Source organism: Methylocystis sp. Sn-Cys (genome assembly GCF_016745395.1).
In the GTDB taxonomy this organism is placed as follows: Bacteria; Pseudomonadota; Alphaproteobacteria; order Rhizobiales; family Beijerinckiaceae; genus Methylocystis; species Methylocystis iwaonis.
On record NZ_JAERVJ010000008.1, the window covers coordinates 166,594 to 188,174 of the forward strand.

General features: G+C 64.4%; 21 protein-coding genes. 16 read left to right on the forward strand and 5 right to left on the reverse strand.

Annotation, left to right across the window (positions count from 1 at the left end):
• Window positions 1-8: 8 nt before the first annotated feature.
• Entirely contained in the window at window positions 9-878 is an 870-nt protein-coding gene (locus tag JJT62_RS15560; protein ID WP_202073687.1) for a pirin family protein, read from the reverse strand.
• 161 nt (window positions 879-1,039) lie between these two features.
• On the opposite strand from JJT62_RS15560, the gene JJT62_RS15565 reads away from it, so the two are divergent.
• Entirely contained in the window at window positions 1,040-1,360 is a 321-nt protein-coding gene (locus JJT62_RS15565; protein WP_202073688.1) for a multidrug efflux SMR transporter, read from the forward strand.
• Here JJT62_RS15565 and JJT62_RS15570 read toward each other — a convergent pair.
• Complete coding sequence (locus tag JJT62_RS15570; protein WP_202073689.1) at window positions 1,357-2,469, reverse strand: amidinotransferase; 1,113 nt, start codon at window positions 2,467-2,469, stop codon at window positions 1,357-1,359. The genes JJT62_RS15565 and JJT62_RS15570 overlap by 4 nt on opposite strands.
• 245 nt (window positions 2,470-2,714) lie before the next feature.
• On the opposite strand from JJT62_RS15570, the gene rpmI reads away from it, so the two are divergent.
• The 6 genes from rpmI (at window position 2,715) to JJT62_RS15600 (ending at window position 6,945) form a co-directional block, all read left to right on the forward strand.
• Entirely contained in the window at window positions 2,715-2,915 is a 201-nt protein-coding gene (rpmI, locus tag JJT62_RS15575) for a 50S ribosomal protein L35 (RefSeq protein WP_165047728.1), read from the forward strand.
• A 39-nt stretch (window positions 2,916-2,954) separates the two neighbouring features.
• A complete protein-coding gene (rplT, locus tag JJT62_RS15580) occupies window positions 2,955-3,320 on the forward strand; it encodes a 50S ribosomal protein L20 (protein WP_202073690.1) in 366 nt (121 codons plus the stop codon).
• A gap of 139 nt (window positions 3,321-3,459) precedes the next feature.
• Complete coding sequence (locus JJT62_RS15585; RefSeq protein WP_202073691.1) at window positions 3,460-3,603, forward strand: hypothetical protein; 144 nt, start codon at window positions 3,460-3,462, stop codon at window positions 3,601-3,603.
• A gap of 80 nt (window positions 3,604-3,683) precedes the next feature.
• The gene (locus tag JJT62_RS15590; protein WP_202073692.1) at window positions 3,684-4,598 is read left to right on the forward strand and encodes an alpha/beta hydrolase; all 915 of its coding nucleotides are present in this window, start codon (window positions 3,684-3,686) and stop codon (window positions 4,596-4,598) included.
• Entirely contained in the window at window positions 4,582-6,021 is a 1,440-nt protein-coding gene (gene lpdA, locus JJT62_RS15595) for a dihydrolipoyl dehydrogenase (protein ID WP_202073693.1), read from the forward strand. The genes JJT62_RS15590 and lpdA overlap by 17 nt, the downstream gene beginning before the upstream one ends.
• A gap of 456 nt (window positions 6,022-6,477) precedes the next feature.
• Window positions 6,478-6,945: a phosphate-starvation-inducible protein PsiE gene (locus tag JJT62_RS15600; protein ID WP_246744937.1), complete on the forward strand. Its 468-nt coding sequence runs from the start codon at window positions 6,478-6,480 to the stop codon at window positions 6,943-6,945.
• An 8-nt stretch (window positions 6,946-6,953) separates the two neighbouring features.
• Here JJT62_RS15600 and aspS read toward each other — a convergent pair whose 3' ends face one another.
• A complete protein-coding gene (gene aspS, locus JJT62_RS15605) occupies window positions 6,954-8,738 on the reverse strand; it encodes an aspartate--tRNA ligase (protein WP_202073694.1) in 1,785 nt (594 codons plus the stop codon).
• A 187-nt stretch (window positions 8,739-8,925) separates the two neighbouring features.
• On the opposite strand from aspS, the gene thiL reads away from it, so the two are divergent.
• The 5 genes from thiL (at window position 8,926) to JJT62_RS15630 (ending at window position 15,948) form a co-directional block, all read left to right on the forward strand.
• Window positions 8,926-9,876 carry a thiamine-phosphate kinase gene (gene thiL, locus JJT62_RS15610; RefSeq protein ID WP_202073756.1) on the forward strand — a complete coding sequence of 317 codons (951 nt, stop codon included), beginning with the start codon at window positions 8,926-8,928 and terminating at the stop codon, window positions 9,874-9,876.
• Between the two features lie 180 nt (window positions 9,877-10,056).
• The gene (locus tag JJT62_RS15615; RefSeq protein ID WP_202073695.1) at window positions 10,057-12,249 is read left to right on the forward strand and encodes a sodium-translocating pyrophosphatase; all 2,193 of its coding nucleotides are present in this window, start codon (window positions 10,057-10,059) and stop codon (window positions 12,247-12,249) included.
• Window positions 12,250-12,523: 274 nt separating this feature from the next.
• On the forward strand, window positions 12,524-13,168 hold the full coding sequence (locus tag JJT62_RS15620) for a glutathione S-transferase family protein (protein ID WP_202073696.1): 645 nt from the start codon (window positions 12,524-12,526) through the stop codon (window positions 13,166-13,168).
• Window positions 13,169-13,426: 258 nt separating this feature from the next.
• A complete protein-coding gene (locus tag JJT62_RS15625) occupies window positions 13,427-13,828 on the forward strand; it encodes a hypothetical protein (protein ID WP_202073697.1) in 402 nt (133 codons plus the stop codon).
• Between the two features lie 86 nt (window positions 13,829-13,914).
• Complete coding sequence (locus tag JJT62_RS15630; protein WP_202073698.1) at window positions 13,915-15,948, forward strand: NAD(+) synthase; 2,034 nt, start codon at window positions 13,915-13,917, stop codon at window positions 15,946-15,948.
• 56 nt (window positions 15,949-16,004) lie between these two features.
• Here the strand turns inward: JJT62_RS15630 and JJT62_RS15635 are convergent, their stop codons facing one another.
• On the reverse strand, window positions 16,005-16,178 hold the full coding sequence (locus JJT62_RS15635; protein WP_165048148.1) for a DUF1328 domain-containing protein: 174 nt from the start codon (window positions 16,176-16,178) through the stop codon (window positions 16,005-16,007).
• 412 nt (window positions 16,179-16,590) lie between these two features.
• Between JJT62_RS15635 and JJT62_RS15640 the strand changes: the two genes are divergently transcribed.
• Window positions 16,591-17,994 (forward strand): hypothetical protein, encoded by a 1,404-nt coding sequence (locus JJT62_RS15640; protein WP_202073699.1) that lies wholly within the window; start codon window positions 16,591-16,593, stop codon window positions 17,992-17,994.
• A gap of 2 nt (window positions 17,995-17,996) precedes the next feature.
• Window positions 17,997-19,031 carry a M14 family metallopeptidase gene (locus JJT62_RS15645; protein ID WP_202073700.1) on the forward strand — a complete coding sequence of 345 codons (1,035 nt, stop codon included), beginning with the start codon at window positions 17,997-17,999 and terminating at the stop codon, window positions 19,029-19,031.
• A gap of 161 nt (window positions 19,032-19,192) precedes the next feature.
• Here the strand turns inward: JJT62_RS15645 and JJT62_RS15650 are convergent, their stop codons facing one another.
• A complete protein-coding gene (locus tag JJT62_RS15650) occupies window positions 19,193-20,146 on the reverse strand; it encodes an endonuclease/exonuclease/phosphatase family protein (protein ID WP_202073701.1) in 954 nt (317 codons plus the stop codon).
• Window positions 20,147-20,315: 169 nt separating this feature from the next.
• On the opposite strand from JJT62_RS15650, the gene JJT62_RS15655 reads away from it, so the two are divergent.
• Together JJT62_RS15655 and JJT62_RS15660 are read left to right on the forward strand one after the other, a co-directional pair.
• The gene (locus JJT62_RS15655) at window positions 20,316-21,005 is read left to right on the forward strand and encodes a Crp/Fnr family transcriptional regulator (RefSeq protein WP_202073702.1); all 690 of its coding nucleotides are present in this window, start codon (window positions 20,316-20,318) and stop codon (window positions 21,003-21,005) included.
• Between the two features lie 79 nt (window positions 21,006-21,084).
• Window positions 21,085-21,549: a hypothetical protein gene (locus JJT62_RS15660; protein ID WP_202073703.1), complete on the forward strand. Its 465-nt coding sequence runs from the start codon at window positions 21,085-21,087 to the stop codon at window positions 21,547-21,549.
• The last annotated feature ends 32 nt before the right edge of the window (window positions 21,550-21,581 follow it).

Sequence of the window (21,581 nt, forward strand, 5' to 3'; positions counted from 1 at the left end):
CACGCGCCTTACGGCGCCGCCGCTCCAAAACGCCCCGCGCGATAATCCGCGATCGCTTGCTCGATCTCCGCCCGCGTGTTCATCACGAAAGGCCCCTCCTGCACGACCGGCTCGTGGATCGGTTCGCCGCTGAGCAGCAGGAGTTTCGTATCCGCTTGCGCGGAGAAGATGACGTCGCCGCCCGCGCGCTCGAAGATGATCGTCTCTCCAGCGCGCACATGCGCTTGGCCATCGACGACAACCGGCCCGTCGAGCGCGACGACGACAAGATTATGCCCCTCGGGCAAGGAAAAGGCGGCGGTCCCGCCTTCCTTGATGCGGACGTCCCAAATGTTCATCGGCGTCGCCGTGCGCGCGGGCCCGGTCGCGCCCTGAAGCTCCCCGGCGATGACGCGCGCGACGCCGGCGCCCTTGTGCAGCGCCACATTCGGAATATCGCCGGCGGATAGCGCCTGGTAACGCGGGGCCGTCATCTTCAGGTGCGCCGGCAGATTGACCCATAGCTGAACGATTTCGAAGCGCCCGCCTGTTCGGGCGAAATCATCGGCATGATATTCCTCATGCAGGACGCCCGCGCCGGCTGTCATCCACTGCACGTCGCCAGGCCCGATAAGCCCGCCCGCGCCGGTCGAGTCGCGATGCGCGACTGCGCCGTCATAGACGATCGTCACCGTCTCGAAGCCGCGATGCGGATGCAGCCCGACGCCGAGACGCCGCTCGGTTGGCTCGAAATGCACAGGACCGGCGTAATCCAGCAGGAGGAAAGGGCTCATCAGCGCCTCGCGCCGTTGATGCGAGAAAAGCGTGCGCACCGGAAAGCCGTCGCCGACCCAATGCATGGTCTCGGGCGCGGCAAGGACCCCGATGATCTTGCGCATAACGGACCTCCCTGCCGACTCGTCCGGCAAATTCCTTTCCAACTTATGTTGGGGCTCGCGCGCGTAATTCAAACAAGCGGGCTGGGCGCGCGCCGCCCGCTTGACGCCGCTGGCTGGAGCGCCAACAAGGCAATCGCATTCTGTGTTGGAAGGAATTGTAGATGGCCTGGATCATCCTCTTGATCGGAAGCCTTTGCGAGGTGGGCTGGCTCGTCGGCATGAAATACGCCGACGGCTTCACGCGCCTGTGGCCGACGGTGATCATGCTGTTTTTCATGGTCGCGAGCGTTGGCTGTTTGGGCGTCGCGATAAAGACGATACCGGCGGGGACAGCCTATGCCGTGTGGACCGGCGGCAGCATCGCGGCCGTGGCGGTCGTCGGCGTGTTTTTCTTAGGCGAGCCCGCCACCCCGATGCGGCTGGCGTCCTTCGCCTTGATCGTCATCGGCATGGTCGGGCTCAGATTGAGCGGCGTGAACTAAAAATAGCTCTCCAGCGTTCCACGCCGGCGCACGTCGAGCGTCGCGCAATGGTAGGCCCCGCCGAACGCCGCATAATGCAGGAAGGGAACGGGAATCGGCTCGAAGCCCCATTTCTCGACCTGCCGCAGCATATTGACGTGATGCGGATCGACGATCATGCGCTTCTCGTCAATCATCAGAATATTCATGCTCAGCCATTTGCCGCACATGGAGGTGATGGCGAGAATGCGGTCGTCGATCGGCGTCGGGTCCGGCGCGACGAGTATGTCCCATTTCTTGAGAATGTCCGGCAGCTCGTCGGGGTGAATATATTCCGGATTGATGAGGAGCTTGCCGGGGCCGAGTGGCAAGATGGTCGTGTCGATATGCATCGGGTTGGGGCAGCGGCTTTTGATCTCGTGAATGCGATAGCCTTCGCCCAAATGCCGGCGCAGCCAGTCGACGCCCATCTTGTTCGTCACATTTGAGCGGGTGACGAAAATATCCCGCCCGCAGCGGAAGAAGTCGGCCGCGTCGAACACCGGTTCGAATTCGGTGAGAATATAGCGGATCGGCTCGCCCTTTTTCGGCAATTCGAAATTCGGATCGAACAGCGCGTCGGTGAGTTGCGGCTTCGGCGCCGAGGTCCAACGCGCGCCGCGGCGGAAATAGTCCTTGAGGATGGGGCGGTAAGAGTGCGTTTCGAAATAGCGGCAGGGCCAGGCCATGGGCGTTTCGAGAATCTCGTCGCCAATGACCAGCATCGAATCGCGCGGGCAGGAATTGCAGAAGCCGCGCGAGGACCAATAGGGTGTCGCGAATTTCGCGTGGTGATCGAAGGGCTCGGGGCGCGTGACGGTGACGCCGAGCGATTCGAGCACCTCGATGAAATGATCGAGCTCCTCCTGGGCGGGCTCGACCATGAATTTGGGAAAGCGGAAGCCCGCCGCCAGGGACTGGGCGCGCGCCGCCATGCCGGGGATGTTGCAAGTGACGACCGGGTGGTTGGAGGGGATGGTCGACCCTTCGAGGCGTCCGACGATGATTTCCTCCAGCGGGTCCCATTCATTGTGGGAACTCACAGGGCAGGCGGCGGCGGACGATTCGGACGAAGGCGCGTGAAAGTTCATGCTGAAAATCCCGGTGTTTCCTCGCTATTATTTTTGGCCGACGCGGGAGAGAGGGCCATCGCTCAATATGTCGCAGGAACGGCTCCGGTCCAACGCTCTTGCAAGTCCGGCTGGTTTCGCTTTATAAGCCGCGCTTCCGAACCGCCCGGCCAGTGATGGGCTGCCGTGGCGGTTCTTTCGCTCGCGCGAAGCGCGTTGGCTCAGCCGGCGCGAAAAACAACAGGGCCAAGGCCCAGGAGAGCAAAATGCCCAAGCTGAAGACGAAATCCGGCGCAAAGAAGCGCTTCAAGGTCACCGGGACCGGCAAGGTGGTCTATGCCCAGCAGGGCAAGCGCCACGGCATGATCAAGCGCACGAACAAGCAGATCAGAAATCTGCGCGGGACGAATGTTCTGTTCAAGACCGACGGCGACAACGTCAAGAAATACTTCCTGCCGAACGCCTAATCGTCCCCTATACACGCAGAATTCTGAAGGAGTTTCGTCATGGCTCGCGTCAAACGGGGCGTTACGTCCCACGCCAAGCACAAGAAAACGCTGAAGGCCGCCAAGGGCTTCTACGGCCGCCGCAAGAATACGATCCGCACCGCCAAGGCGGCCGTCGATCGCTCGATGCAATACGCCACGCGCGACCGCAAGGCCAAGAAGCGCACCTTCCGCGCGCTGTGGATTCAGCGCCTCAACGCCGCCGTGCGTGAGCATGGCCTGACCTATTCGCGCTTCATCGACGGCCTCGCCAAGGCTGGCGTGATCGTCGACCGCAAGGTTCTGTCGCAGCTCGCCATCGAGAAGCCCGAGGCTTTCGCGGCCATCGTGGCGCAGGCCAAGGCGGCGCTGCCGCAGGCTGCCTAACCTTCTGATCATACAAGATTTATTGAAGCGCTCGCCGTTCGACGGCGGGCGCTTTTTTGATTTATTCCAAATTTACCTGGATCAATCCGGCTTCTTCGGGTGTTGCTCCTCCCTGGAAAGGAGAACAGGAGTCACACTCATGAAAGGCAAGCAGAAAGACGGAGTCGCGGCGACTTTGGCCAAATTGGTGGACGCCGTGCGCGGCGCCTTCGCCGGCCCGGCGACGCCCGTATTGCGGCCGATCCCCGTTCGGCGGCCAGTTGCTCCCCAACGCCATGACTAGCGCGTTGGACAAGACACTCCCGCCTGCGTCGGCGAGTCCTATCTTTTGCTACAGCGGCGAAAGACTCAGATAGAGGCCAAATGCCGGCGCAGGCGCTTTTGAGATCGACGAAATTCCTCGGAGAGGCGGTGAGGGAGACGCCGAGACTGGCGGTCGATCTCGCCGCGCGGTTGCAGGATCATCGGCGGATCGCCGATATGCCTTATGGCGAGGGGCCGCGCCGTCGGCTCGACGTCTATCTTCCGGCGAGCCTCGCGGCGCCCCGCGCCATCATCCTTTATCTCTACGGCGGGAGCTGGTCCTCCGGCGCCAAGGAGATTTACCGCTTTCTCGGCGCGTCGCTGGCCGCGCGGGGCTATCTCGCCGTCGTCCCCGACTATAGCATCTATCCGGCCGCCCGTTTTCCGGCGTTTGTCGAGGACGCCGCCGAGGCGCTTTGCTGGACCCATAACCATGCGGCGCGCTTCGGCGCCGATCGAAGGCGGCTCTTTGTCATGGGCCATTCGGCGGGGGCTCATATCGCCTCCATGCTCGCATTCGAAAAACGCTGGCTTGCGGCCGTGGGCCTCGATAGCCGCGCCGACCTTGCCGGCGTGATCGGCCTTGCCGGCCCCTATCACTTCGAGATCGACACGGATTTGCTCCGCGGCGTCTTCGGCCCGCCGGAAAACAAGGGGCGGACCCAGCCCATGGCCTATGTGACGCGCGACGCGCCGCCGCTGCTGCTGGCGACGGGAGAGGTCGATAAAACCGTTACGCCGCGCAACACGCATGATCTCGCGGCCGCCGTGCGGGCGGCGGGCGGCGAGGTCGAGACGAGATTCTATCCGCGGCTGGGGCATCGCGAGATCATCGGCGCCTTTTCACCGATCTTTTCCTTCCTGGCGCCCGTCGCCGCCGACGTAACGGCCTTCATCTCGACTAAAACCGCGCGCGCCGCTAACACTGGGCGAAGCGGCGGAAGCGAGCGGGGCCCGCATGAGCCAGTCATATGATGTCATCGTCATCGGCGGCGGACCGGGCGGCTATGTCGCCGCCATACGCGCGGCGCAGCTCGGGCTGAAGACGGCGGTCGTCGAGCGCGAGCATCTCGGCGGCATTTGCCTCAACTGGGGTTGCATCCCGACCAAGGCGCTGCTGCGTTCGGCCGAGGTCTACCGGCTGGCGCAGGAGGGCGCGCGCTATGGTGTGACGGTCACGGAACCGGGCTTCGATGCGGCCCGTATCGTGGCGCATTCGCGCGAGGCGGCGGGGCGGCTCAACGCTGGCGTCGGCTTTCTGCTGAAGAAAAACAAGGTCGACGTCATTTGGGGTGAGGCGCGGCTCGGGTCCAAGGGCGAAGTGCAGGTCGGCGCGCCGACGAAACCGGCCGTGACGCCGCAGCTCCCGGCGCCGAAGACGCCTCTGGGGGAGGGCGCCTATCAGGCCAAGCATATCATCGTCGCGACCGGAGCGCGTCCGCGCGTCCTTCCGGGGCTGGAGCCCGACGGGCGGCTGGTATGGACTTACTTCGACGCGCTGAAGCCCGAACGGTTCCCGAAGTCGTTGCTCGTCGTCGGCGCTGGCGCCATCGGCGTTGAATTTGCCTCCTTCTATCGGACCTTCGGTGTCGAGGTGACGCTGGTCGAGGCGTTGCCGCAAATTCTCGCCGCGGAAGACGCCGAGATCGCCGCTTTCGCGCGCAAGAGCTTCGAGAAGCAAGGGATTGTCATAGAGACGGCGACAACTGTCGTTGGTCTGGAGAAGAAGGCGGACGGCGTCGTCGTTACGCTCAAGGGCGCCGACGGCGGGACACGCACGTTGGAGGTCGAGCGCGTGCTGTCGGCCGCGGGCGTCGTCGCCAATGTCGAGAACATCGGGCTCGAGGCGCTGGGCGTCGCGCTGGAGCGCGGCGTCATCAAGACGGACGGGCTCGGGCGCACCAATGTTCCGGGCGTCTACGCCATCGGCGACGTGGCGGGCGGGCCGATGCTCGCGCATAAGGCGGAGCACGAGGGCGTCGCCTGTGTTGAGGCGATCGCAGGGCTGCCGGCGCATCCGCTGGACAAATCCCTCGTTCCCGGCTGCACTTATTGCCATCCGCAGGTGGCGTCGGTCGGCCTCACCGAGGAGAAGGCGAAGGCCGCGGGCGATGAGGTCCGGGTCGGACGCTTCCCCTATCTCGGCAATGGCAAGGCCATTGCGCTTGGCGAGCCCGAGGGGCTCGTGAAGACGATCTTCGACGCCAAGACCGGCCGCTTGCTCGGCGCGCATCTCGTCGGCGCCGAGGCGACGGAGCTGATTCAGGGCTTCGTCATCGCCATGAATCTGGAGACGACGGAGGAGGAGCTGATGCAGACGATCTTCCCGCATCCGACGCTCTCCGAGACGATGCATGAGAGCGTGCTGAACGCCTTCGGGCGGGCGATTCATATTTGACCCCCTCCCATCACTCCCAAGGGAGTCACGCATCTTGGGGGCGTCATGGCCCGGCTTGTCCCCGCCACCCAAGCTCAGGTGCACGGCTCACAAGACGCCTTATCATTGGATAAGTTCATGCAAGGCTTTGGAGGCTAGTCCCGCGCCTCTGGCGGGTGCATAGTGCGATTACTGCCCAGCACTAGCTACGGTTGCTCGGCGTGGATGGCCGGGACAAGCCCGGCCATGACGAGGGCCGCGACATGAAGATTTGTGCACACGCCAGCCAACCCTCCCGCGCTGCCGCGGGAGAGGCGGTAGAGCGTGGCTTTTATCGAGTTGGTCGTCCACTCTTCCGCTAAGCGGGGGAGGGACGGGGTGCGGCCTTTCACCCCGGGGGCCGAGCGATAAACTCTCTTGCAAGCAGGCGCGCGCGACCGTTTCTATTGTGAAGGCGAAGCGGGGAAGGGAAGACATATGGCCAGCGATCGCGCTCCGGAGTCCAGCGAAGCGATGCGGCGCATGCGCGGCTTCGCGCATCCCCTCGGGCATTTTCTGTCGGAGAGCTTTCACTTCCTAGGGCTCTTCGCCATCGGCGGTGCGACCGTCTGGGCGGCGGCGAAGGCCTTTATCGAGATGACCGGGAAGGGCCACGCATCGATCGAGGATCTCCTACTGCTCTTTATCTACCTCGAGATCGGCTCGATGGTTGGGATTTATTTCAAGACAAATCACATGCCGGTGCGTTTTCTGCTTTACGTCGGCATCACCGCGCTGACGCGCCATATGATCGGCTATGTCCAGAAGGACGCGCCGCCGGACTTCGGAATTTTGATCCTCGCCGGCGGCACGTTGATCCTGGCGCTTGCGGTTTTCATCATCCGCTATGCGTCGTTCCACTACCCCTCTTCGGAGGCGAGCGACCCCGGACGCGAGACGGCGTAGACGGGGCCTTACGCCCCCTTCTCCGCCGGCAGGTTCAGCCTGATGTGCAGCTCGCGGAGCTGCTTCATCGTCGCTTCGCTCGGCGCGCCCATCAGCAAATCCTCGGCGCGCTGGTTCAACGGGAAGAGCGTCACCTCGCGCAGATTTTCTTCCTCGGCGAGCAGCATCACGATGCGGTCGACGCCCGGCGCGATGCCGCCGTGCGGCGGGGCGCCATATTGGAAGGCGCGATACATGCCGCCGAATTTCTCGATCAGCACATCCTCGCCATAGCCGGCGATCTCGAAGGCCTTCTTCATGATCTCGGGGCGATGGTTACGAATGGCGCCCGAGGAGAGCTCCACGCCGTTGCAGACGATGTCATATTGATAGGCGAGGATGTCGAGCGGGTCCTTCGTCTCCAGCGCCTCCATGCCGCCCTGCGGCATGGAGAAGGGATTGTGCGAGAAGTCGATCTTCTTGTCCTCGTCGTTCCACTCGTACATCGGGAAGTCGACGATCCAGCAGAATTCGAAGACGTCGGTCTTCGACAGGCCCAGCTCATTGCCGATGCGCAGACGCGCGGCGCCCGCGAGCTTCGCCGCGGGAGTCTCTTCGCCCGCCGAGAAGAAGACGGCGTCGCCCGCCTTCACGCCGGCCTTGGCGGCGATAACCGCCTGCACGTCGGCGGGGATGAACTTGGCGATCGGCCCCTTGCCGGTCAGCGCGCCGTTTTCTTCCTCGAAGATGATATAGCCCAGGCCCGGCGCGCCTTCGCCGCGGGCCCAGTCGTTGAGCTTGTCGAAGAAGCTGCGCGGCTGCGACGCCGCGCCCGGCGCCGGAATGGCGCGCACGGTCTTGCCGCGGAAGGCCTTGAAGCTGACGTTCTCGCCCTCGAACTCGGCGGAGAGATCGACGATGACGAGCGGATTGCGCAGGTCCGGCTTGTCCGAGCCATATTTGAGCATGGCTTCGCGGAAGGGGATGCGCGGGAATTTCTGCGTGACCGGCTTGCCCTTCGAGAATTCCTCGAAGACGCCGCGCAGCACCGGCTCCATCGCCTCGAACACGTCTTCCTGCGTGACGAAGCTCATCTCGACGTCGAGCTGGTAGAATTCGCCGGGCGAGCGGTCGGCGCGGGCGTCCTCGTCGCGGAAGCAGGGCGCGATCTGGAAATAGCGGTCGAAGCCCGCGACCATCAGCAACTGCTTGAACTGCTGCGGCGCCTGCGGCAGCGCGTAGAACTTGCCGGGATGCAGGCGCGAGGGCACCAGAAAGTCGCGCGCGCCCTCGGGCGAGGAGGCGGTCAGGATCGGCGTCTGGAACTCGAAGAAGTTGCCGGCCTTCATGCGCGAGCGGATCGAGTCGATGATGCGCCCACGCAGCATGATGTTGGCGTGCAGCTTCTCGCGGCGCAGGTCGAGGAAGCGATATTTGAGGCGGATGTCTTCCGGGTAATTCTGGTCGCCGAAGACAGGAAGCGGCAGCTCGCCCGCGGGGCCGAGCACCTCGATCTCATTCACATAGATTTCGACGTGGCCCGTCGGCATGTCGGGGTTCTCGGTGCCGGCCGGGCGCTTGCGCACCTCGCCGTCGAGCCTCACGACCCATTCCGAGCGCAGCTTTTCAGCCTGAGCGAAGGCGGGCGAATCGGGGTCGACCACGCATTGGGTGAGGCCGTAATGGTCGCGCAGGTCGATGAACAGCACGCCGCCATGGTCGCGGATGCGATGGCACCAGCCGGAGAGGCGGATTTTCTGACCCGCGAGCGCTTCGGTGGGCTCTCCGCAGGTATGCGAACGGTAGCGATGCATGGGCCGCTTTCGGTTGGAAATGTAAAGGATGCCGGAAAGGCCCGGCGATTGCGCGCCAAGAAGCGCAATGGGATTGTCCCTGTCAAGCCGGGGAGGGAGGGGTTCTGGCTCGGATGTCGGGCGCCGAACTGCCCCTCCCCATCCCTCCCCGGTTTTGCGTCGCAAAGCGGGAGAAGGAGGAACCATGATGCCCAGCCGCTACACCGAAGACGAACTCATCGCCCGCGTCTTCGCCCCCATCGCTGGGCCGGCGGCCTTGGGGTTGAAGGACGACGCCGCGCTCATTGAGCCTTCGCCCGAGGCCACCGTCGCCACCGTCGATATGCTCGTTGCGGGGGTGCATTTCTTTCCCGACGATCCGCCGGGCGCCGTCGCCCGCAAGGCGCTGCGGGTCAATCTTTCCGACCTTGCCGCCAAGGGCGCCGCCCCGATCGGTTTTCTCCTCTCGCTTGCCCTGCCGACCGACTGGACGAATGATTGGCTCTCGGCCTTCGCGGCGGGCCTTGCGGAAGACGCCGCAACCTATGCCGCGCCGCTCATCGGCGGCGACACGACGGCGACCCCGGGCCCGTTGACGATTTCGATCACCGCGCTCGGCCGCACGTCGCGTTTCGCGCCGCGCACCGGCGCCAGGGCCGGCGACGCCATCTATGTGTCCGGGACGATCGGCGACGCCGCGCTCGGCCTCGCGCTACGCCGCGATGCAAAACTGGCGGCGCGACTTTCGCCTCTCGCCCGCGCGTCTCTCCTCGACCGCTATCTGCTTCCGCGTCCGCGTCTCGATCTCGTTTCGCTGCTGCGCGAGCACGCCAGCGCTGCAATGGACGTCTCGGACGGGCTCGCCGGCGATCTCGCCAAGCTTTGCGCGGCCTCGGGCGTGGGCGCGGTGGTGGAGGCGCCGATGGTCCCGCTGTCGGACGCCGCGCGCGAGGCGATTGCGCTTGCGCCAAGCCTTTTCGAGACCGCGCTGACGGGCGGCGACGACTATGAGATTCTCTTCACGGCCGGCCCCGGTTTCGCTCCGCCAGACGCGGTGACGCGAATTGGAGAAATCCTCGCCGGCCCGGCCGCGCCACAGTTCCGCAGCGCAGCAAAAAAGCCGCTGATTTTCAAGAAATTATCCTTCAGCCACTTTTGAGGGCGCCCGGTGGCGCCATTGCCGGGAGCCCCGGAGTCTGGCACAAATCGCCCCCGGAAAACTTTCGCGCGCCCGGACGATTCCAGCGGCCGGGACGCGTTTCCTTTTTCCATTTGCGCGACAGCCCTTTGTGGCGCGAACCGCTCGACCGCTGGTCGAAGAAAGAAAAGGCGAACCCAAATGGTCCTTTTTCTCACCATCGTCTTCGGACTTATGTCCATCGCATATGGCGTAAAAACTTCCCAAGAGTTGATCGCGGCCGATCCCGGCTCGCAGCGCATGCAGGAAATTTCCGGCGCCGTGGCGGAGGGCGCGCAGGCCTATCTCAATCGCCAATATAAGACCATCGGTTATGTCGGCGCGGCGATCTTCGTTCTGCTGGTCATTCTTCTGGGCTGGTCCGTGGGCTTTGGTTTCGCCATTGGCGCGGCCTTGTCGGGCGCAGCCGGCTATATCGGCATGAATGTCTCGGTGCGCGCCAATGTCCGCACCGCGCAGGCGGCGACGCAGTCGCTCGCGGGCGGCCTCGACATCGCCTTCAAGGCGGGCGCCGTTACGGGCCTGCTGGTTGCGGGCCTCGCGCTGCTCGGCGTCGCGATCTATTTCGCCATCCTCACCTGGTTCGTCGGCTATTCGGTGTCCGACCGCGCGGTTGTCGACGCGCTTGTTGCGCTGGGCTTTGGCGCCTCGCTCATCTCGATCTTCGCGCGCCTTGGCGGCGGCATCTTCACCAAGGGCGCCGATGTGGGCGCCGATCTCGTCGGCAAGGTCGAGGCGGGCATTCCGGAGGATGACCCACGCAACCCGGCCACCATCGCCGACAATGTCGGTGACAATGTCGGCGACTGCGCGGGCATGGCCGCCGATCTCTTCGAGACCTATGCGGTCACCGTCGTCGCCACCATGGTTCTGGCCTCGATCTTCTTTGCGGGCCAGGAAGGCCTGTATGGCGCGGTGATCTACCCGCTCGCCATCGGCGGCCTCTCCATCCTCACCTCCATTGCCGGCACTTATTTCGTGAAGCTCGGCCAGGACGACACGGAATGGGGCAAGTTCGCCGCCCCTTACTTCGCGAAGATCGGCCTCAAAGACGACTCGATCATGGACGCCCTCTACAAGGGCCTCATCGCGACGGGCGTTCTTTCCATCATCGGCCTGTTCATCGCGACGCTCTTCACCGTGGGCCTCGGCGAGGTCGGCAAGGTCAACGGCCAGTCGGTCTATGGCGTGGGCCTGTTCTTCTGCGGCATTGTCGGCCTGATCGTGACGGGCGCGATCGTCTATATCACCGAATATTACACCGGCACGGGCAAACGCCCCGTCGTGTCGATCGCGCAAGCCTCGGTGACGGGCCATGGCACCAATGTCATCCAGGGTCTCGCCGTGTCGCTCGAGGCGACCGCCGGGCCGGCGCTGGTGATCGTGCTCGGCATCATCCTCACCTATAATTTCGGCGGCCTCTATGGCACGGCGATCGCGGTGACCACCATGCTCGGCCTCGCCGGCATGATCGTCGCGCTCGACGCCTTCGGTCCCGTGACCGACAACGCTGGCGGCATCGCCGAAATGTCGGGCCTGCCGAAGGAGGTGCGTCAATCCACCGACGCACTCGACGCCGTTGGCAACACCACCAAGGCCGTGACCAAGGGCTACGCCATCGGCTCGGCCGGCCTCGGCGCACTGGTGCTGTTCGCGGCCTATACGAACGACATCAAGCATTTCGCCGCCACCGGCGTGTCCTTCTTCAAGGGGATGGAGAATATCGACTTCAGCCTCTCCAACCCCTTCGTGGTCGCGGGCCTGATCTTCGGCGGCTTGATCCCTTACCTCTTCGGCGGCATCGCCATGACGGCGGTGGGCCGCGCGGCGGGCTCGGTCGTGGAGGAAGTGCGCCGTCAGTTCAAGGAGAAGCCCGGCATCATGGACGGCTCGGCGCGTCCCGATTACGGCCGCGCGGTCGACATGCTGACGCAGGCGGCGATCCAGGAGATGATCGTGCCTTCGCTCCTGCCGGTTGCGGCGCCGGTGGTGATGTTCATCCTCGTGCTGATCCTCGGCGGCGGCAAGGCCAATGCGCTGGCGGCGGTCGGCGCGCTGCTTCTGGGCGTCATCGTCAACGGCGTCTTCGTCGCGATCTCGATGACCTCGGGCGGCGGCGCCTGGGACAACGCCAAGAAGTCCTTCGAGGATGGCTTCATTGACAAGGACGGCGTGAAGCACCTCAAGGGCTCCGAGGCGCATAAGGCCTCGGTCACGGGCGACACCGTCGGCGACCCCTATAAGGATACCGCGGGCCCGGCCGTGAACCCGGCGATCAAGATCACCAATATCGTCGCGCTGTTGCTGCTCGCCATTCTGGCGCACTGGGGCTGAGCGGTCGCGATCAGATGTGATAGGAAGGGCGGGGGAGACCCCGCCCTCAGTTTGTTGACAAACCTCGGAGGCGGCCTCGTCCTTCGAGACGCGAGCGTCGCTCGCTCCTCAGGATGAGGCCTAAGTGTTTGACGAAGTTGCAGAAGCTCCTCATGCTGAGGAGCCTGCGCAGCAGGCGTCTCGAAGCACGAGGGGCGTCATTGCCACTTTGTCAGCACTCTGAGGGCGGGGGAGACCCCGCCCTTTTCTTTTTGAGACTATGAAGGATCACTCCGTGCTGACGCTCGTCATCGGCAATAAGCGCTATTCGACCTGGTCGCTGCGGCCGTGGATTTTGCTCAAGGAATTCGGCGTCCCCTTCGAGGAGATCGTCATCCCGCTTTATCGGGAGGACTCCAAAGGCGCTCTGCTGACGCATTCTCCCGCCGGCAAGGTTCCGATCCTTCACGACGGCGAGACGAGCGTTTGGGATTCGCTGGCGATTATCGAATATGTCGCCGACCTCTACCCCGATCTTGTGATCTGGCCGCGCAAACGAGAAACGCGCGCTCATGCGCGCTCGCTCGCCTGCGAAATGCACGCGGGTTTTGCCGCATTGCGCAGCGAATGCAGCATGAATTTCGGCCGCGCGCCGCGCCCGATGTCGCTGACGGAGACGGCCCGCGCCGACGCCGCCCGCATCGATGCGGCGTGGCGCGACGCATTAGGGCGACATGGCGGGCCGTTTCTGTTCGGGCAATTCAGCGCCGCCGACGCCATGTTTGCGCCGGTCGTCCAGCGGTTCGACGCCTACATGGTCCCCGTGTCGGAGGAATCGCAGCGTTATATGGACGCGATCAAATCCCTGGCGTCCTGGAGGGAGTGGAGCGTGTCGGCGAAGAGCGAGGAATGGCGGCTGCCTCAATATGAGCGCGACTGACGGCCTCGCCGCCGCCAGTTTGTTGACAGATCTCCGAGGCGGCCTCGTCCTTCGAGACGCGAGCTTCGCTCGCTCCTCAGGATGAGGCCTAAGTGTTTGACAAAGTTGCAGAAGCTCCTCACGCTGAGGAGCCTGCCTAGCAGGCGTCTCGAAGCGCGAGGGGCGTTATCGGCCACTTTGTCAGCAATCTGACGGCCTCGCGGCTGCCTTGCTTTCAGGGCTCTGACCCACTCCAAAAAGGATAGGTTTCCAGTTCCAGTGCACGAGGAGATTTCACATCAGGTGGCGTTGAAGCGGCAAAGGAGCCTGCGCGCGGTCCTCTCCGGCGCGCTCCTTGCCGCCGCCGTTGCGCTCTCCGCCTGCCTCCCGACCAATATTTCCGCCCTGGGGCCGAATATGGTCCGGCTCGATTTCCAGGGCGCCGATAAGCTCTCGGATGAGACGGCGCTCAAGGAAGCATTGGCGCGCGCCGCCAAGGAGACGCTCGCGCGCGGCTACACGCTGTTCCGCTTCACGGACTGGGCCGCCGGACCGCCGCAAACCATCACGCCGGGCCAGCCCGCCACGGCGAATTTCGCGGTGACGGTCGTCATGTTTCACGACGGCGAGCAGGGCGCGAACCCGTTTTTCGACGCGCGCCAGATCGTGAAGGTTCAGTAGCATTATCGGGGACTGCCAATCCACGCGGCTTTGAGGCATTATCCCGCCGTCTCTCCACTGCGCTTCGGTCGCTGACGCGGGCTGATATGAACCATCCCTTCTTCTCGCTGCATACGCATGGCTTCATCCGCGCCGCCGCCGCCTGTCCCTCCGTCCGCGTCGCCGATCCCGCCTTCAATGTGGCCCGCACGATCGAGATGGCGCGCGACGCAGATGAACGCGGGGCCTCGCTCGTGCTTTTCCCCGAGCTGGGGCTCTCCGCCTATGCGATCGACGATCTTTTGCAGCAGGAGGCGCTGCTTGCCGCCGTCGAGACTGCGCTTGGCGTGCTGATCGACGCCTCCCGCGCGCTGCAGCCCATCATTGTGGTCGGCGCGCCGCTGCGTCATCGCGGTCGCCTCTATAATTGCGCGGTGGCGATCTTGCGCGGGCGCGTGCTGGCGGTGACGCCCAAGATCTATCTGCCGAACTACCGCGAGTTTTACGAGAAGCGTCACTTCGCCTCGGGGGCCTTCATCGCCGGCGAGGAGATAACGCTTGCCGGGCAGGTCGCGCCTTTTGGCTCCGACGTGCTGCTCGAAGCCTCCGATGTCGACGGCCTCGTGATCCATCTGGAAGTCTGCGAAGATGTCTGGGTTCCGATCCCGCCGTCGTCGCGCGCGGCGCTTGCCGGGGCGACGGTGCTGCTCAATCTCTCCGCCTCCAACGCCATCGTCGGCAAGTCGGACTATCGGCAGACGCTGTGCGCCGCGCATTCGGCGCGCTGCCTCGCCGCCTATCTTTATTCCGCGGCGGGGCAGGGCGAATCCACGACCGATCTTGCCTGGGACGGCGAGGCATTGATCTTTGAGAAAGGCGATCTCCTCGCCAAGGCGCCGCGCTTTTCCGACGAACAGCAAATGGTCTTCGCCGACATCGACCTCGGACGGCTTCTCGCCGAGCGGGCGCGGCAGGGAACTTTCGGCGATTGCGCCGATGTGGAGGCGGGCGCGACGCAATATCGCCGCGTCGAATTCGAGCTGGCGGCGCCGCGCGACGTGGACCTTGGCCTCCTACGCGACGTTCCGCGTTTCCCCTTCGTGCCGAATGACGAGGCGAGGCTGGCCGAGCTTTGCTTCGAGGCCTTCAACATTCAATCGCACGGGCTCGAGCAACGCCTGCGCGCCGCGCGCATCGAGAAGGTCGTCATCGGCGTCTCTGGCGGTCTCGACTCGACGCAGGCTCTCTTGGTCGCAGTGACGGCGATGGAGCGTCTCGGACTGCCACGCGCGAATATCCTCGCCTATACGCTGCCCGCCTTTGCGACGACGGATCGCACAAAAAACAACGCTTGGCGGCTGATGCGCGCCTTGGGAGTCACGGCGCAGGAGATCGACGTCTCAGCGGCCTGCAAGCAGATGTTGGAAGACATCGGCCATCCGGCGGCGCGCGGCGCGCCCGTTTACGACGCGACCTATGAGAATGTGCAAGCGGGGGCGCGAACGTCGCTCCTCTTCCGGCTCGCCAATCTTCACGACGCCATCGTCATCGGCACGGGCGATCTATCCGAGCTGGCGCTCGGCTGGTGCACCTATGGCGTGGGCGATCAGATGTCGCATTACAACGTCAACGCATCCGTGCCCAAGACGCTGATCCAGCATCTCATCCGCTGGTGCGCGCGCGATGCGCGTTTCGGGGCCGAGACGGTGTCGGTGCTGACCGACGTCCTCGCAACCGAGATTTCACCCGAGCTGATCCCAGGCGAGGAAGCGCAGCGCACCGAGGCCTTCGTCGGGCCCTATGCGCTGCAGGATTTCAACCTCTATTACACGACGCGCTATGGCTTCGATCCGGCGAAGACGGCCTTTCTCTCCTGGCACGCATGGCGAGACGCGCGCGCCGGCCAATGGCCGTCGGTGATCGCGGATGAGGACCGCGTCGCCTACGACCTCCCAGAGATCAAGCATTGGCTCGCGGTCTTTTTGCGCCGCTTCTTCGCGACGAGCCAGTTCAAGCGCACGGCCGTGCCTAATGGGCCAAAGGTCAGCTCCGGCGGATCGCTCTCGCCGCGCGGCGACTGGCGGGCGCCGAGCGATTCCTCGCCGGACGCCTGGCTCGCCGCGCTTTCGTCGATTCCTTAAAAAAGGGCCGGCTAACGCCGGTCCAGTTGGGAGCACCGAAGAGAATAACGGGCGCGTCAGGCTCGTCGGACGAAGCTGATGACGGCGGAGATGACGAAGAGAACCAGCGCCACCCAGAACAGAATCCTTGCGCCTTCCATCGCCGTGCCCGCGACGCCGCCGAAACCGAAGAAGGCGGCGATGATGGCGACGACGAGAAACAAGATCGCATAGTGCAGCAGGCTGCCCATGTTGGCCTCCGTAGGAAATTTCACTCGGAGGCAGAACGCACGCTTGCGAGCGCTGTTCCAGCGCAAGCGCGGCAGGAGGCGTTTGGAGAACGTCGTACAGGCTAAAATTTATGAAGTGAGCTTGGGCGGTGAGGCGCTAGGACATTGGGTAACGCGCGGCGTGATCCCATCCCTCCCCTTTACGGGGAGGGTGGCCCCGCGCAAGCGGGGTCGGGTGGGGTAAAGCCCCACCACAATCGTTGCGGCGCGAACCCCACCCGGCGGCCTTCGGCCGCCGACCTCCCCGTAAAGGGGAGGTATGGGGGATCATCACGCCGAGTCGCTATACAACTATTGCCCGTCGCCCCGCGCCCCATCGTCGCTTTTCCCATCGCCGCGTCTACGTAATAGAGGGAGTGACGGAGGCGGCGTCGTGGGTCAGGAAATCAAGGCGGCGGGCTTTACGCAGGCGGACAAGGCGCGCTTCGCCGCCCGGGTCGCGGAAGAGACCGCTATCGCCCGCGCGCTTTATGACTCGGGCCGTTTTTCGGCGGCCGGTCATATGCTCGGCTTCGAGATCGAGATTTGGATACTCGATCACAATTACTTCCCCGCCTCGATCAACCAGCAGCTCCTCGAAGCGCTCGACAATCCGCTCGTCGTGCCGGAGCTGTCGCGCTTCAATCTCGAGCTCAACTGCGATCCGCTTTCCCTCGAAGGCGACGCGCTGGGGCGCGCCTTTGATGCGCTGACCAGCGTCTGGGCGCAGTGCAACAGTGTGGCCCATCGGCTCGACGCCAATCTCGTCACCATTGGCACGCTTCCCACGATCCGCGACGAGGATTTGACGCTCGTTAATATGTCGCCGCTCAACCGCTTTTACGCCTTGAACAGCGAAGTGCTGCGATCACGCGGCGGCCGGCCCTTGCGCGTCGATATATTGGGGCGTGAGCATCTGGTGTCGGAGCACAGCGACGTGATGCTGGAGGCGGCGACGACCTCTTTCCAGGTGCATCTCAAGGCGCCGGCCGATCTCGCGCATCTCTATTACAATGCCTCCATCGCCGCCTCGGGGCCGATCCTCGCCGCTTGCGGCAATGCGCCTTTCCTCTTCGGCAAGACGCTCTGGGAGGAGACGCGCATTCCGCTCTTCGAGCAGTCGGTGGTTGCGCCGGGACCGGCCCGCGTCTGCATGGGGTCGGGCTTCGCCGCGCGCTCGCTGATGGAGGTTTTCGAAGAGAATGCGCGTGACTATGACGCGCTGCTCCCCGTCGCCTTCGAGGAAGCCCCGGAGGCGCTGCGTCACCTTCGCCTGCACAATGGCGTGATCTGGCGCTGGAACCGGCCGCTCATCGGCTTCGACGAAGACGGCGCGCCGCATTTGCGCGTCGAGAATCGCATTCTGCCGGCGGGGCCGAGCTTCGTCGACATGATGGCGAACGCCGCGCTCTATCTCGGCCTTGCGCGCGCGCTTGCGCTCGCCGGCGAGACCGGAACAGGCGGGCTGTCCTTCGAGGAAGCGAAGCAGAATTTTTACACGGCCGCGCGCCTGGGGCTCGACGCCGTGCTTTACTGGCCAGGGCAGGGGGAGATCGGCGCGGACCGCCTGCTGCTCGAACGGCTTATTCCTGCGGCGCGCGCGGGTCTTGCCGATCTTGGCGTCGATGATCCGCGCGGCTTCCTCGATGTGATAGAAGCCCGTGTGCGCTCACGCCAAACCGGCGCGGCCTGGCAGCGTCAGGCGCTCGAGGCCCGCGGCGGCGATCTCTTCGCGCTCATGGCCGCCTATTGCGAAGGGCAGCGCAGCGGCGCGCCCGTACATGAATGGGACTTGTGAGAATGGATGCAATCGACGCGCCCTGCGCCGTGATGGACAGACTGCCGGCGGGATTTCTCGACTGCCCGCCAGAAAAGCTCATCGACATATTGCCCGGGCCGACGCTCTTCGACTTCCAGGGCCATGACCCGCATCCCTTGTTCGTCTCGACGCTGCTGCACGGCAATGAATATAGCGGCCTTGCCGCCATGCAGTCCGTGCTGCGCCGCCACATTGAACGGGGCCTGCCGCGGTCGCTTTTGTTTTTCGTCGGCAATATTCGCGCCGCCGCGGCCGATTTGCGGACGCTTCCCGACCAGCTCGACTATAATCGCGTCTGGCCCGGCACGCTTTATCCGGACGACCCGCAGGCGATTCAGGCGCGCTGGATTTACCACTATGCGGCAAAACGTGGCGTTTTCGCCAGCATCGACATCCACAACAACACGGGCTTCAATCCGCATTACGCCTGCATCAAAAAGCTCGACCCGAAATTCATCTCTTTGGCGGGTCTCTTCTCGCGCATCGTCGTTCACTCGCAGCGGCCTGTCGGGACGCATGCGGCTGCCTTCGCGGATCTCTGTCCGGCGATGACGGTCGAATGCGGCAAGGCCGGCGCGGGCTCGGCCACGCAACATGCGATCGAGCTTGTCGAGGCGGCGCTGTCGATCTCGCATTTCCCCGACCACCCGCCGGCGCCGCATGACGTCGATCTGCTGCGCACCTATGCGATCGTTAAGCCCCCGAAGGGAACGAGCTTCTCCTTCGACGGGACGCAGGCGGACTTCATGTTCTGCGCGGACATCGACCACTTAAATTTCAGCGAGCTGGCGCCCGGCGTTTCTTTCGGCAAGGCGCGCGCGGGGGTGAAGCTGGACATATTGCCGGGCGAAGGCGAGGAGACGGCGCCGGGTGAATATTTCGATTATGCGGATGGCGAGATCAGGCTGTCGCGTCCGGCGATCCCGGCGATGCTGACGGTCGATCCGCGCGCGGTGGAGTTGGATTGTCTGTGTTATTTGATGCATCGGATCGGGTTGGATGGGGAGCGGGCGTGAGCGCGCCCTCATCCGACCCCTGCTGACGCAGGGGCCACCTTCTCCCGCAGGCGGGAGAAGGGAGAGCCGTCCCGGTTTTGGATCACAAATCTTTCAGCGCGATTCCTTCTCCCGTTTACGGGAGAAGGTGGCCCTCGCGACAGCGAGGGTCGGATGAGGGCCTACCCAACCGCAAACGCCGCAACAATCGGCGCATGCAACGATCCCAGGACCGGCTCCGGCGCAAACACTTCGTCCTGCAGCCCCTCATTGAGAATGCGCGTCTCCCGCCACGCGGCCGCTAACACCGGCGACGCAAGAATATGGTCGATCAGCTTCGGCCTTCCCGCGTGCAAAACCGTGTAACGCCGCCCAGCCTCGACACGCTCCTCCAACGGCGCAAGCGCCCGCGCGCCTTGCTGCAGCTCATTGTCGCCGCCGCGCAATAACCGGGTCGGCGCGTCATATTCATCGGCGTTGAAATCGCCGCAAATGGCGATGCGGGCCTCGGGCTCGGCGTCGAAGAGCGTCTCGACGAAGAGCCGGGCCTCCAGCGCCTGGCCCTCGCGCTTCTGCGCCGCAATAAATTGCCCTTCGATTTGCGATTTGCTCGAACCTTCGCCGCGCGCGGTCGCGACCGGCGCGGGCCGCGGCGCGCGCAAATGCAAATCGATCACATGCAGAACGGCGCCGGTCGGCAAATCAATCGCGGCGTAAAGCAGCGGCCGGTCCCATTCGATGACGATCGGCGCCGGCTCCACATCGCCCTCGCGCGGCGGCGGCCATGACCAGCGCGCGACGATGTTGTGGTGAATCTGGCGTGTCGCCCGGATGGGCCAGCGGCTGAGAATCGCAAGATTATGCACATCCGCCGGCGCGCTTGTTCCCGGCCGCACGCTCGTTGCGCGGAAATAGTCCCGGTAAGACGTGTCCGCCAGCAGCCGGTCCAGCGCAAGATATTCGCGGGCGCTATGCTTATGCGGCTTTTGCGCGCCGACTTCCTGAAGGCAAAGAACATCGGCGTCGAGCGCCGCCAGCACGGGCAGCAGCGCCGCGCGGCGCTGCGCGAAAGCGGCCTCGTGGGCCGCCGACCAGTCGAGATTCTCCAGATTGAAGGTCGCGAGCCGCAAATCCATTATCGAATTCTCGCTTGTCTCGCCGTTTCATGACCGCCCGGTTCGGCCAAGTTGACGCTCGCCCGAATTCTCTCCCGCGCAAGCCAAGATAGCGCGCGTTGCCCCTCGACGGCGGGCTATTTCGGCGTCTACTATTCAAACATTCCTTGTCACAACGGAGCTTAAATCCTTGTCGGTTTTTGATGGAATCCCTTTTTTCGCCGGTCTCGATCCCTCACGCGGCGAGACCTTCGGGCGGCAATGCATACGTAAGCGCTTTTCCGAGGGTGAGCTGGTTCTCGACTTCGACGACCCCTCGACGGACGTCTACTTCATCGTGAGCGGCGACGTGCGCGTTCTCATCCGCACGGCCGCGGGCAAGGAGATGATCCTCGGCGACTTCGGCCCCGGCAACTTCTTCGGCGAGATGGCGGCCATTGACGGCGCCAAGCGCTCCGCCAATGTCACGGCGCTGACCAACGCCGAGCTTTTACTCGTGCCGCCGACGGCCTTTCGCGAGATCGTCCTGCATTCGCCCGAGATCGCGGAGCGGCTTATGCGGCTTCTCACCTCCCGCGTGCGCGAGCTCAATGTGCGCCTCTTCGAGCGCTCGGTGCTCGATCTGCGCCATCGCCTCTATGCGGAGCTGCTGCGCATGGCGTCGCCGCGCAAGGGGCACGACGGCCAGTCCATCGTCTCGCCGCCGCCCTTCCAGCACGATCTCGCCGCCCGCATCGGCTGCCGCCGCGAGCAGGTCAGCCGCGAGCTCGGCGCCATGACGGAGGAGGGGCTCGCCGAGAAAGTCCGCGGCGGCCTCGTCCTGCTGCGTCCGAACGTGCTCGAAAAGCGCGTGCGCGACGCAATGAACGCCGCCGAATGAGCCATGTGCGGCGGCGCACAGCGTTAAATCCGGGTCTCTCTCACATTCGGGGAGCGGTAGAGAGGACGAGGAAACGCCGATGACTCCCCGGTTGACGCCGATCGAACGCTGCGTGGACGTCGCGGGCTTGGCGCCGCATGAGATTGTGCTCGGCGTCAGCCCCAGCAAAAAGCATGAGCGGATGCTCGCGCATTATCGCCGCTCCAGGCGTTCGAGCGCCGTCGCGCGGGTGAAGATCGTCGCCGACCTGCGCGCCGCGGTCAGCCGGGGCGCGGCGGCGGATGCAGCGGATTTGCTGCTCGTGCTGCGACGGCTCCTCGCCGTGAAACCCGCGCGCCGGGCCGTTCGGCGCCCGGCGCCGGCCACGCGGCGTCGAGGCAACCCGCCCAGGAATCGAGCGAGCTGGGCCGCGCCGAGCGCGAGTATGGTCAGCGGCGCGCCCGAGATGGCAGCGCTACCTGCTGTGCTTCATCTGCAACACTGCCAGACAGTTTCTCTTCTCCTTTCGGAGAAAACGCGGGGCGAAACGAGCCGATCGAGCTGAAAATAACCTTTTAACAAAATGTTACTTCGAGT